General features: G+C 36.0%; 11 protein-coding genes and 1 rRNA gene (1 of these 12 running past the window's edge). 4 read left to right on the top strand and 8 right to left on the bottom strand.

Going from position 1 to position 12,829, the window contains the following annotated elements; all coding sequences use genetic code 11:
* Window positions 1-34 precede the first annotated feature (34 nt).
* The 7 genes from ABVM53_RS01490 to ABVM53_RS01460 all read right to left on the bottom strand — a co-directional run bounded on the left by ABVM53_RS01490 (window position 35) and on the right by ABVM53_RS01460 (window position 7,694).
* Entirely contained in the window at window positions 35-2,533 is a 2,499-nt protein-coding gene (locus ABVM53_RS01490) for a PIG-L family deacetylase (RefSeq protein WP_405328652.1), read from the bottom strand.
* A gap of 150 nt (window positions 2,534-2,683) precedes the next feature.
* Complete coding sequence (locus ABVM53_RS01485; protein WP_405328649.1) at window positions 2,684-3,265, bottom strand: Maf family nucleotide pyrophosphatase; 582 nt, start codon at window positions 3,263-3,265, stop codon at window positions 2,684-2,686.
* Between the two features lie 29 nt (window positions 3,266-3,294).
* The gene (locus ABVM53_RS01480; RefSeq protein WP_405328646.1) at window positions 3,295-4,206 is read right to left on the bottom strand and encodes a geranylgeranylglycerol-phosphate geranylgeranyltransferase; all 912 of its coding nucleotides are present in this window, start codon (window positions 4,204-4,206) and stop codon (window positions 3,295-3,297) included.
* Window positions 4,207-4,286: 80 nt separating this feature from the next.
* On the bottom strand, window positions 4,287-5,021 hold the full coding sequence (locus tag ABVM53_RS01475) for a head GIN domain-containing protein (protein ID WP_405328643.1): 735 nt from the start codon (window positions 5,019-5,021) through the stop codon (window positions 4,287-4,289).
* Window positions 5,022-5,046: 25 nt separating this feature from the next.
* Complete coding sequence (locus tag ABVM53_RS01470; protein WP_405328636.1) at window positions 5,047-6,780, bottom strand: PspC domain-containing protein; 1,734 nt, start codon at window positions 6,778-6,780, stop codon at window positions 5,047-5,049.
* The gene (locus tag ABVM53_RS01465; protein ID WP_128757411.1) at window positions 6,773-7,117 is read right to left on the bottom strand and encodes a PadR family transcriptional regulator; all 345 of its coding nucleotides are present in this window, start codon (window positions 7,115-7,117) and stop codon (window positions 6,773-6,775) included. Before ABVM53_RS01465 ends, ABVM53_RS01470 begins: the two co-directional genes overlap by 8 nt.
* A gap of 67 nt (window positions 7,118-7,184) precedes the next feature.
* Window positions 7,185-7,694 (bottom strand): DUF4870 domain-containing protein, encoded by a 510-nt coding sequence (locus ABVM53_RS01460; RefSeq protein WP_405328632.1) that lies wholly within the window; start codon window positions 7,692-7,694, stop codon window positions 7,185-7,187.
* A gap of 143 nt (window positions 7,695-7,837) precedes the next feature.
* On the opposite strand from ABVM53_RS01460, the gene ABVM53_RS01455 reads away from it, so the two are divergent.
* The 3 genes from ABVM53_RS01455 to ABVM53_RS01445 all read left to right on the top strand — a co-directional run bounded on the left by ABVM53_RS01455 (window position 7,838) and on the right by ABVM53_RS01445 (window position 9,503).
* Window positions 7,838-8,305 carry a DUF4442 domain-containing protein gene (locus ABVM53_RS01455; RefSeq protein ID WP_371457226.1) on the top strand — a complete coding sequence of 156 codons (468 nt, stop codon included), beginning with the start codon at window positions 7,838-7,840 and terminating at the stop codon, window positions 8,303-8,305.
* A gap of 64 nt (window positions 8,306-8,369) precedes the next feature.
* Entirely contained in the window at window positions 8,370-9,170 is an 801-nt protein-coding gene (locus ABVM53_RS01450) for a TIGR00266 family protein (protein ID WP_405328629.1), read from the top strand.
* Window positions 9,171-9,305: 135 nt separating this feature from the next.
* Window positions 9,306-9,503 carry a hypothetical protein gene (locus tag ABVM53_RS01445; protein WP_128757407.1) on the top strand — a complete coding sequence of 66 codons (198 nt, stop codon included), beginning with the start codon at window positions 9,306-9,308 and terminating at the stop codon, window positions 9,501-9,503.
* A gap of 52 nt (window positions 9,504-9,555) precedes the next feature.
* Here ABVM53_RS01445 and ABVM53_RS01440 read toward each other — a convergent pair whose 3' ends face one another.
* Window positions 9,556-10,506 carry a LysR substrate-binding domain-containing protein gene (locus ABVM53_RS01440; RefSeq protein ID WP_128757406.1) on the bottom strand — a complete coding sequence of 317 codons (951 nt, stop codon included), beginning with the start codon at window positions 10,504-10,506 and terminating at the stop codon, window positions 9,556-9,558.
* 976 nt (window positions 10,507-11,482) lie between these two features.
* Between ABVM53_RS01440 and ABVM53_RS01435 the strand changes: the two genes are divergently transcribed.
* A 16S ribosomal RNA gene (locus ABVM53_RS01435) occupies window positions 11,483-12,829 on the top strand (it continues 175 nt past the right edge of the window).

Genomic DNA, 12,829 nt, shown 5'->3' with positions numbered 1-12,829 from the left:
TAGTATTTAGACCATTTATTTTTTTTGGGTGCTATCATGGTTTAATTTCTTGATTATTTTTTCCTACGGAAAGCATATTTGCAAAAAGTCTAAACGCTCCAGATACACCAGCGGGAAGTTCTCTAAAAAAACTGAGTCCGGTATAAATATAATGACCTTTCCCGTATTGTGCTATGAGTAAACTACCTTCACTGGATTTCTCATTTTTATCATGCATTGAAAGTATGGGCGTATAAGCTGCATCCCACTCGTTAGGAAAATACAAGCCACGCTCTTGAACCCAACCTTCAAAATCTTTTGAAGTTATCTTATTCGGATAATTCAAAATCTCTGCATCGGGATCTAATATTGTAATTTCTGCCCGTTCGTCTGTAACTCTATCACTACTTAGATGCAATGGATAAGGACCTAAATTTTCAAAATCAAAACCTCTCGCCGTATTGTATTGTACAATCATTGTACCTCCATTTGATACATAATCCAGTAGTAGCGATTGTTTGTACTTAAGCTCGTCCAGAATATTATAAGCTCTTACACCCATAACTACAGCATCAAATTGGTTTAACTTCTCTGTTGTTATTTCTGAAACATTCAATTGAGCAACTTGATAACCTATTTCATTAAGACTTTCAGGTATTGCATCACCAGCCCCTGCAATGTAGCCTATATAATCACCTTTTTTTGCAATATCGAGACGTACTAGTTTATTTTTAGAAGGGAGTACAAGTGTTTGCAAGGGAATGTGATCATAATCTATTGTAACAACTTTAGTAAATATATCAGTCCCATCGATATTAATAATCGGTTGTAAAATGCCCTCACTAGCATTTTTTGGAGGGGTAATAGTGAATTTTAGACTTTTTGTTTCCCCTTTATTTGATATACTTATTTTTTGAGGTTCAGAAACTTTCCAGTTTTCTGGAACTTGTAGCGAGACGATACCATTAATATTTGAAGTATATGCGGTAATATTGGTAGTTATTACTTTAGATTCTGTAGTAGGAAATATCACAACAGGCTCTTTAATTTCCACAGAAGCTTTTGGTACGATTTCAAAAGGTTCATAAACTTCACCATTTACACGATCATTGTATTTGTAAATTAGATCTGTGGTAATAGGTATTAGCATATCATCAATTCTAAAATTGAAAATTGCTTTGTTTTTTTTAGGTGTTTCCGGGAGACCTATTAAGTGTTGATCAGCAACGGCATACATTCCCTCTGTACCTTCCTTTGTTAACCAATATGCTGTGGTAAGTGTTGCCTCTGCTAAAGTAATCTCAACACTTTTGCTGTAACGGGTATTAAAATTTAAGTTTTGAGAAATTGCTAATGTCTTTTCTGAAGGGAGAAGAGTAATAGATTCTAATGTAATAGGATATTCACTCCGATTAATAGCCTCTATTTGTAATGCTATTTTTTGGTTAGCAGTGGCCGTTTGTTTTGAAGTTGCCGTTTCAATATAGAGTCCGGCACATGCTTTAATGATTTCGATAATTTCTAAACTTTTTAATTCTCTCCAGTGCTTATCTTCTAGCTTGGTGATTAGTTTATAGGCATTCAATAAATCGGGTAAACTAGCAGCAGGATTTTTAAAGTCATAATTCTTTTCTACAGCATTTAGAATTGTTCCTACAGCTTCTCCATCAGAAAGTCTATTCCACGAAGTGTCTATACCTTCAAAGAGGTTTCCGTTTTGAGGATATTCTCCTTTTAAGAGTTCGAGATATTCTATTTGATTTCCACGGGTTCCTGTATTGCCAAATCCTTGTGATTTATGCTGACTGCGGCTCAGCGCAGATATTTCAGTATTACTTAAACCAAACGCAGGATAAAAACTACCCACATCAACTTTAACCAAATTACTTTTATCGGCTTTATTAAATGCATCTTGGCTACCATAAAACCAATAGGAGGTATTAAAAAATAAACGCTTTGGTTGCCAGGCATCAGTTAGTTCTAATTGATCTGAATAACGTGTAATATCATTTGCCAGCTCAAAGGCCTCAACACTTAGCATAGCTGATGTGGTATGATGACCGTGAGTTGTGCCTGGAGATCTATGATCAAAACGATTAATTACTACATCTGGTTTAAAATTACGTATAGCCCAAACCACATCACTTAAAACCTGATCGCGCTCCCAAAACTCCAAAGTTTCTTCGGGATTTTTTGAGTACCCGAAGTCATTTGCTCGTGTAAATCGTTGTTCGCCACCATCTGTACGGCGAGCTGCTAGTAATTCTTGCGTACGTATAACACCGAGAAGTTCACGAATTTCTGGACCAATTAAATTTTGTCCACCATCACCACGGGTAAGTGCTAAGTAGCCAGTACGTGCGTGAAGGGTATTTGAAAGGTAAGAGATCATTGCGGTATTCTCATCATCTGGATGAGCGGCAACGTATAAAGCAGATCCTAGAAAATTTAAACCCTTGATTTGTTCGTAAATTTCTGAAGAAGATGGCTTTTTAGGTTTTTGAGCTTGTAGCTGCCAAGTTAAGCAGCAAATAAGAGCGATTAAAAAGCGCATGAAATAAAAATTTTAAGTTAGAACAGGTAGTTTCAAAGATAGGTAAAACGGTATCTAAGCAGATTCCTTTAGAGTTTCTTTAACAGAAATTACATCTCGAATTTCCTTGATAATTTCTTAGGAGGATTAGATATATTTATTAATAATTATTTAGACTTTTAAAAGCAAATCATAAAGTTTTTGAGTAGGTAAACCCATTACCGTATTATAAGAACCTTCTAATTTCTCTAAAGCTACGTGGCCTATCCATTCTTGAATTCCGTAGGCACCAGCTTTGTCGAATGGCTGATATGTTTTGATATAATGATCCATTTCATTCTCTGTAAAATTCCTGAAGTAAACAGTAGCGGTATCATATGTAACCCATTGGTGCATTGAGGTAGTAACACATATTGAAGATATAACCTTATGACTTGTGCCACTCAATAACTTCAACATTCGTTTTGCATCGGTAGCATCTGTAGGTTTTCCTAGGGCCATATTCTCTTTAAAAACTAATGTATCGCCAGTTATTAGTACTTCATTGTCTTTCAACTCAGGAACAAAAGCAGCTGCCTTTTTCTTTGCGATGAACTCTGCGATTTGGAATGGAGCTAGTCCGTCTGGATAACTTTCATCTATAGGTTTTAAATGTACTTCAAAATCGACACCCAAAGCAGCTAAAAGTTCTTGTCGTCGTGGTGATTGAGAAGCAAGTATAAGATGTTTTGATTGAAGTAAATCTTTTAGCATATAAATGATATGTTTAAATATAAAGCGAATTAGTACTTTAAGGTTAGAGTAAGTATTCCTATTGATAGAATACCCATTAACATGATAAATTTTAGCAATCCAGATAGATATGAATAATGCTTTTGTTTGTCTGCATACCGTGCTTTTATACAGAAAAGTACTAACGGAATTATTTGCGCAACAACTAAATAGAGTGATAACCAGATATTTTCCTGAAGATAAACATAGATATAACCTATTAATATAAATATGTAGACAACCCCTATATAACCTGCTACTTTTGCAGTGCGCTCTAAGCCCAGAACGATTGGTAACGAATTAATCCCTACAGCATAATCTCCTCTCGCATCCTCAATATCTTTAACAATTTCTCTTAAGAAATTTAGCATGCAGGCAAAAACAGCATAATCTCGTAAAATATTAAAAGGAATCATTAGCTCATCCTGATTAATTCTTAATAGGGGAAGTAAGTCAAATACGACTAGGATAATAATAGAAGAAGCAACGAGGGCGCTTACTAATAAATTACCTATAAGTATAACCCGTTTTATAAAGTTCGCATAAACATAGAGTAGTGCAGATATAAGAACAAATAGGGTTGTGAAATTAGAAAGGCCCATGCGGGAACATAGAAAGAAACCTATACCAACACCAGAGATATTTAAAACTAGGTAATAATTAAAAGCTGATTTTTCGGAGATAGCGGAAGGAATATATGATCTATCTGGTTTGTTAATGATATCGCTATCAATATCGTTTAAATCATTTATTACATACCCCGCAGCAGCAATTAAGAGGGTTGCAGCAATAAGTAGGAAAAAATTAAATGATGTTAATGCAACAGGTAGATCCAATGCTTTTAGAAAGCCATAATGAACCAATACTTGTGTTAAGATAATCAACAGTAAGTTCTTGTAGCGTATAAGTTTTAGTAAAATCAATTTTAGGCTTTAAGAAATGCCAAATATAATAAAAGCCACGCTTCGCGTGGCTTTTAAGATTAATTGATGAATGAAGATTTTTATTGTTTACTAATACTTCCGCCGCTACTCTCTACTGCCGCTACTTTTTGTGGTGTACCCCAATAGTCTATATCTCCGGCACTTGAGGCTTTTGAAGCAATTTCTTTAGAAACATAAATACGTATACTACCTGCACTTGAAGCTTCAGCATCACAAAATTCAGATTTAAGATCTTTAGCATTTATAGTTGCTGCAGAGCTTACATCAAATTCTACCGTCTGTGCTTCTCCTTCAAGATTAAGAGTGGCCGCACTACTAGCATCTGCAATTATTTCACGAATTTCTACAGGTAGTTTTACGGTAGCGGCACTCGACAGATCAAATTTTATACGATCACCGGTTAACGATTCTAAGGCTGTAATACTTGATGCACTACTTGCTTTAATCTCTTCAATAGGTTGTGTGTAAGTGACCACGATTTTCTTAGATGTAGCTTTACCTATATTTGAATTATCTGAAGTTTCTATGCGTAAAGTATTTCTATCAAAATTAATATCTAAATACTCAAGCAGATTGTCATCCATCTCTGCTACAATTCCCGGTTTATCTCCTTTTTTTAGAATTATATCCCATCCATTGCTAGCATTGATTTTTGTAAACTCATTAGATAAATTTAAATCTTTTACAACAACATTGCCATTGCCATTAGTTTGACCTATTTCAAAATTGAAATTACAAGATGTTAATAAGAATGCGGTAAAAATACCTACCAATAGTTTGATTAATGTTGTCATAACGTTGATTATTTGATTGATTAAATTAATTTATTGAATCATTTCTGAATACCACAGTGTCCTTGTCAATGTTGCGTTTTACATTAACTCCATCTTTACTTGGTTTTACTTTAGCTTTATATTCATAAATGCCATCTGTAGCTGTTGTGTCTAGTGTTGTTTCAGAATATTCCCAGTCATCAAAATCATCTTCTACATCATCAGGACAATCTAAACACTCTAGATCATTGGATCTCATTATTATGTGACTTCCTATAAAATCATGATCTAGTAAATCTGAATAGCGACTTCTATGATAGGAAGAAATGTTTTCATCGGTTAGTAACAAGGTTCCTTCAGGGATAGCTAATATTAACTCTATTTCTTGATCTCTAAATTTGTTTTTTAAGTCTGTAATAAAGTAATTATCAAGTAATAAGGTATTGTTCTCGAATTTATAGCTATAAATTATATTTCCAGCAAGTTGTTGAGCATCACTATACGAACTTCCCTGAGCATTCTTTTTAATGATAAGCTTGGCATCTGGAGAATCACTTTTCTGAATGCTTAGATTAACATCTCTATTATATATTACTTTATTACCATTGGCATCTGTACGTATTTTCCAGCTTGAATTGTGATACTTATCTGCGCCATATTGATTTTGGGTAACCATCTTCACCCGCAGTGTATCTGTTTTAGAAACCGGTATTACTTCTGTGATGAGTACTTCTCCGTCAACTGCAGCCGCAATTCCTTGGCGTATTCCTAAAACAGCTAGCACAATTAGAGAGATTAACCATAAACCGAGTAGGGTTAATTTAGCAGTTGTACCTAATCTTTTTAAAGTATTTACAAGGATGCGAAGTCCTAAATAAAACAACATAAAGAACGGAATACCTACAGCAACAAACGTTACGAGTATTAATACCCAAAGTGGAGCTCCTGTGGTATTTACCATCCCTACGTAATCTGCGATTGTACCATCAACAAAATCTAATGTACCAGCTGTAAACAGACCCACAAAGAGACCTATAAGCGTAGAGCCACCTACCAGAATTAAAAATATACCTATGAATTTTACAAATATTTTGAGGAAGAACATAACAACTTTCCCTAAACTACCCGCTAGAGAATCTGCTCCTTTACGAGCTTGATTGCCATATTTAACATAGTCAACATTTTTTACAGAGTCTGCAACAGTATCAAAGCCCTCTTTTACTTTACGCTGTATATTGTCTATGTTCACGACCTTTCCCCGCATTTCGAGTTTTTCGGTTGTTGTGCGGGCTACGGGTACAAAGATCCAAAAAGCTAGATAGATTAAAATAAAGCCACCCCAAGAAAAAATAGTGAGCAAAATAAGTGCAACGCGTATCCATATAGCATCAATGTGGAAATAATGTCCTAATCCAGAACAAACTCCTCCTATAAAGGATGCATCTGTATCTCTATATAATTTTTTAGAAGTGTTAGAAGCATAAGTAGGCTGAGGTTCATCTTCAAAAAGATCTTCATCCAGGCGATAATCTTCGGGTTGCCCCATAATATTTATCACTTCATCGACCTCGGTAAGACCTATTACCTGACGCTCGTTTTTGACACGTTCATTAAAAAGTTCTCCTATGCGAGCTTCTATGTCTTGTATGATTTCTTCACGTCCCTGAGCATCTGTAAAAGACTTTCTAATGGCGTCGAGATACCGCTGCAGCTTTCCGTAAGCGTTCTCATCTATATGAAAAAATAATCCTGCTAGATTTATATTTACTGTCTTATTCATTGTTTTTAGCTTTTTGATTGGTTACCAGTTGAACGGCTTTCTGCAAGTCATCCCAGGTCGATGATAGTTCGTTTAAAAAGAGCTTTCCAGTTTCAGTTAGGCCATAGTACTTACGTGGCGGACCACTAGTAGATTCTTCCCATCTGTAGTTTAATAAGCCGGCATTTTTAAGTCTGGTTAGTAGCGGATAAATTGTTCCTTCAACAACCAGTAATTTGGCGTCCTTAAGGGTTTCCAGAATTTCAGCTACATAAGCATCTTCATCTTTTAAAATAGATAAGATGCAATACTCCAGAACACCTTTACGCATTTGCGCTTTTGTGTTTTCAATCTTCATAGATTCTCATTGTTAATCGATTAATAACTGTTCGTTTTTTGACTCACCATTAGGTGAAATATTTTGCTTAAGCTTTAGTTGATGAATCTAAAGGGCTCTCCTTTTCAGAAAGACTAAGCGGTTTTAAAAAGTTTATAGTAAGTGGATATTTATATTCTTCACCATTACTCGCGCTCACAGCTGCAGATATTACACAGAAAAGTGTAATGACGCATAGTGCTAATAGCAATATTCCAAATATTAGAGCTGTCATTATTAGTCCCACAGCATCTGCAGGCACAACAAAGCTTTCATAGGATTGATTGAAGAGATTAAGTTCTCCTGATGCATTAACGAGATGCCAGATAGCAAATGGAATTGCTATAAGAACAAGTGTAATTGCATAAAGGGTAATACTCATTTGAAAATTAAGAGCTCTTCTCCCGTGATTATCAATATATATAGATTCTTTTTTTAAAGCAGCCCATAACAATAGGGGAGCGATAAAGTTTCCTAATGGGAAAATGAATTGTGTAAAGACTGATAGATGTATAAAAGTCGCTACATTTTTTTGATAGGTAGTAATGCTAGTTTCCATTGCTTATTATTTTCTTATGCAAATATATATACAAAGGCAGGTATTTTGTATTGCATAGTACTTAAATTTAACTTTATTTTAACAAAAAAGAAAATTTCAGATGTAGTTTGATAAGTCTAACTTTGATGAATAAAATCTTATATATGTCACTAACAGCGAGCAAATTCAACAAGTTTATAATGTTTAAGTTACCATCTGCTTGGCTTTGTGGCGTTCGGGTAAAGTCAATTTCTGAAAGATCAAGCTCCACAACAGTAAAGCACAAATGGATCAATCAAAATCCGTTTAATTCCATGTTTTGGGCTGTACAAGGAATGGCAGCAGAGTTAAGTACAGGAAGTATGGTAATTAATCAAATAAGACAAAGTGGTCATAAAATTTCGATGTTAGTGGCTAATAATAAAGCGTCATTTACAAAGAAAGCTTCCGGAAGAATCACATTTACCTGTAATGATGGTGATAAAATTGCAGACGCTATTCAAAACACAATTAGAACAGGTGAAGGACAAACCTTTTGGATGCAAAGTATAGGTACAAATGAGGATGGGGTTGTAGTAAGTACATTTGATTTTCAATGGACAGTAAAGGCAAAGCAAAATGCAAAACATTAATTGATTTGTAACATTTTTCTGAGGAACGACACCTATTAGTATATCTAACTAAGAATTTAAATTGATGACAGCACACGAGATAGATTACCAGATTTTTGGAGAGGAAATGCAGTATGTAGAAATTGAGCTTGATCCTCAAGAAGGCGTTATTGCTGAAGCGGGTACTTTTATGATGATGCAAGATGGTATTCAGATGGAAACAATCTTTGGTGATGGTTCTAAAAATGATACAGGGCTTTTAAATAAGATATTTGGAGCCGGAAAGAGATTGCTCACTGGTGAAAGTATGTTTATGACAGTCTTTTATAATAATCTAATAGGAAAGCGTAAAGTAAGTTTTGCATCTCCCTATCCGGGTAAAATCATTCCTATTGATTTAAGTAAAAATGGCGGAAGGTTTATATGTCAGAAGGATGCATTCTTATGTGCTGCAAAAGGAGTTTCGATCGGAATAGAGTTTTCAAAAAAAATAGGTAGAGGTCTTTTTGGAGGTGAAGGTTTTATAATGCAAAGGCTTGATGGCGATGGGATGGCCTTTGTTCACGCTGGCGGTACAACATTTACTAAAGAATTACAGGCTGGCGAAAAATTAAAAGTTGATACCGGCTGTATCATAGGTTTTGATCATACTGTTAATTATGATATAGAATTTGTAGGAGGTATAAAAAACACGTTGTTCGGAGGAGAAGGTGTGTTTTTTGCAACATTAACTGGTCCGGGTACAGTTTACATTCAATCCCTGCCTTTTAGCAGATTAGCTAAACGAGTGTGGGCTTCAGCTCCACAAGGTGGAGGAAAAGACAAAGGAGAAGGAAGTATTTTAGGTGGAATAGGAGATCTGCTAGATGGAGACAATAGATTTTAATTGAATAAATTATAGTATTTGTTTATTTTTAACAAAATATTTTAATTTAATAGATTATTTTTAAACAAAATCACAAGAAACTGCTTATTGATCAAAAATTACTTAAAAAATTTTCTAACCTAAACTGATTCAAATATGGCAAGAGCAATGTTTGAGTACACTAAGACGATCTTAAAAAAAGTAAGTTTTGACAGTGTACTTTTTTGCAAAGAATTACAGAAAGCAGCAAAACGTTTACTCCCTTACGAAATAGAGGAATTAAGAGTCTGGATTCAAGAAATAACCAAAACCAATCCAGAATTAAACCAATGTATGATTTATTTAAAATCGTAGATTGAGAGAGCTCTAAAAGAAAAGGCTTCCTATTAGGAAGCCTTTTTTTATTTTAGGACTTAAATTTTTGCGGTAACGGACTTATAATTTGAACATTTTGGAAGGTTATAGCTCCTTTAACCACACCAGCAATTGTATTCCGCAGCGATTCTATTATCTGCATTTTCAACTCACTTTTGTGATAGAGTAACGAAACTTCACGAGCAGGTGCAGGATCTTTAAACATATGCAGATACTTTTTTTCTTCACTTTTAACTTCTAAGGTATGTAAATAGGGTAGAAGAGTCATACCTAAACCTTCATTGGCAAGACGTACTAAAGTTTCAAAGCTTCCGCTCTCTAAAGAAAATGTATCATCCTCATAATTTCTATTGGCTTTACATAAATTAATAACTCCATCCCTAAAACAATGACCATCTTCCAGCAATAGCATATTATTTAAATCTAAATCCTCTATGGTAATTTTTTCGGTGTTATGTAATTCGTGATTTGAGGGTATATAACCTACAAAAGGTTCATAATATAAAGGTCGCTCTTTAATAGATTCTATATTAAGTGGAGTTGCGGCAATTGCAGCATCTAGATGCCCATCTTCAAGTCGCTCTATAATAGTATCTGTTGGCAATTCCTCAATCTTTAATTTTACCTTCGGGTATTTATTAATAAAATTTCTAAGAAACATGGGTAGCAGAGTAGGCATTACAGTGGGTATTACACCTAGCCTAAACTCACCACCTATATATCCTTTTTGTTGATCTACTATATCAGTAATGCGATTGGCTTCATTAACAATATTTCGAGCCTGAGTTACAATCTTACGACCTACATCTGTAAGTTCTATGGGTTTTTTACCACGGTCAAATATTATAATGTCAAGCTCATCTTCTAACTTTTGTATCTGCATACTTAAAGTGGGCTGCGTTACAAACGTTTTTTCTGCGGCTTTTGTAAAATTCTGATTCTCGGCAACAGCCAGAACATATTTTAGTTGTGTGATGGTCATAAGTATAATTTACACTTCAAAAATAAAACGACCAAATGATTTTCTTTAATAAATCTTCTACTATTATCTAATTTCCTTGTTGTGCTTAAAAGGTTTTAATACTGAAAGATTGTATGTCCTATAATTACTTCCTTAAACTTCACCTTTCGATTTGGTTTAGTTTGGAATTTCTTCTTGTAATAGAATGCTACTCGTTTATGAGTTGATGTATATATAGAAGTAAGGTTTAATAGAACTTCTATTACTGAAGATACCTGCAGAGATCCAGCTGCAGATTATAAAAACTGAAATAGATGTCATTGATCGAGTAGAATCAGAAAATTTCGAACTTCTGATGCTTTGTAAGCCCTGCAAGAATTCTCCTCGTACTATATAGGAGTGCCTTTTAAGAATCTTTTAAAATTATTTTTAGTTTTAACGTATTGGTTTATAGGGGTTCTATAAAAATATTAAAATTAGTTTGAGAAAGTGCTTGCGGGGTTAAATAATGGTTCTATATTTGCGCCTCCAAAATCGGGTATAAGAATCGGTTTTACGTTCGTTGAAGAGAGGTTATAAAAATAAAGCAAATAAAAAGCTTGCTGAATTAAAAAAGGGTGTTATCTTTGCCCTCCGGTTTTCGGGTATGGAAATTGGGTTTAGTTCTTGAGTTATTTATTAGAAATTAGCTTAAAAAAAATATAATTTTTAGCTTGTTTGGTAAATAAAAAAGGTTGTATATTTGCAGCCGCTTTCAGAGCAAGCGATGCACATTGAAAAAGGGTGATTTGGCAATAAAAATTAAGGTTCGATTCCTTAGCATCTACCGAAGAAGTTCTCTTATTAAGAGAAAGTTCCTTGACATATTGAATTGACAACGCGTATTATTTAGAGATAGATAATATTTGAATTAAAGACTAGAATAACCATTTTGAGCACCTACTTTTAGGAGTAGGTAATTAAATTTCCTTATATCGTGGATATTATAAAAAACACTACGATGAAGAGTTTGATCCTGGCTCAGGATGAACGCTAGCGGCAGGCCTAACACATGCAAGTCGAACGGTAACAGTTCCTTCGGGAAGCTGACGAGTGGCGCACGGGTGCGTAACGCGTATGCAATCTGCCTTGTACTGGAGTATAGCCCAGGGAAACTTGGATTAATCCTCCATAGTCTATATGATTGGCATCATTTATATAGTAAAGGTTACGGTACAAGATGAGCATGCGTCCTATTAGCTAGTAGGTGTGGTAACGGCACACCTAGGCTTCGATAGGTAGGGGTCCTGAGAGGGAGATCCCCCACACTGGTACTGAGACACGGACCAGACTCCTACGGGAGGCAGCAGTGAGGAATATTGGACAATGGGCGAAAGCCTGATCCAGCCATGCCGCGTGCAGGAAGACGGCCCTATGGGTTGTAAACTGCTTTTATACGGGAAGAATAAGGCCTACGTGTAGGCTGATGACGGTACCGTAAGAATAAGCACCGGCTAACTCCGTGCCAGCAGCCGCGGTAATACGGAGGGTGCAAGCGTTATCCGGAATCATTGGGTTTAAAGGGTCCGTAGGTGGACTAATAAGTCAGTGGTGAAAGTCTGCAGCTCAACTGTAGAATTGCCATTGATACTGTTAGTCTTGAATTGTTATGAAGTAGCTAGAATATGTAGTGTAGCGGTGAAATGCATAGATATTACATAGAATACCAATTGCGAAGGCAGGCTACTAATAATTGATTGACACTGATGGACGAAAGCGTGGGGAGCGAACAGGATTAGATACCCTGGTAGTCCACGCCGTAAACGATGGTTACTAGCTGTCCGGCTCGATTGAGAGCTGGGTGGCCAAGCGAAAGTGATAAGTAACCCACCTGGGGAGTACGTTCGCAAGAATGAAACTCAAAGGAATTGACGGGGGCCCGCACAAGCGGTGGAGCATGTGGTTTAATTCGATGATACGCGAGGAACCTTACCAGGGCTTAAATGTAGTCTGACAGATTTGGAAACAGATTTTTCTTCGGACAGATTACAAGGTGCTGCATGGTTGTCGTCAGCTCGTGCCGTGAGGTGTCAGGTTAAGTCCTATAACGAGCGCAACCCCTGTTGTTAGTTGCCATCGAGTAATGTCGGGAACTCTAACAAGACTGCCAGTGCAAACTGTGAGGAAGGTGGGGATGACGTCAAATCATCACGGCCCTTACGTCCTGGGCCACACACGTGCTACAATGGTAGGTACAGAGAGCAGCCACGTCGCAAGGCGGAGCGAATCTATAAAACCTATCACAGTTCGGATCGGGGTCTGCAACTCGACCCCGTGAAGCTGGAATCGCTAGTAATCGCATATC

The organism is Leeuwenhoekiella sp. LLG6367-2.1 (assembly GCF_045055775.1).
GTDB classification, from domain to species: domain Bacteria; phylum Bacteroidota; class Bacteroidia; order Flavobacteriales; family Flavobacteriaceae; genus Leeuwenhoekiella; species Leeuwenhoekiella aequorea.
The sequence above is the reverse complement of the archived record's forward strand: the minus strand, read 5'-3'. Positions and strand labels throughout refer to the sequence as shown.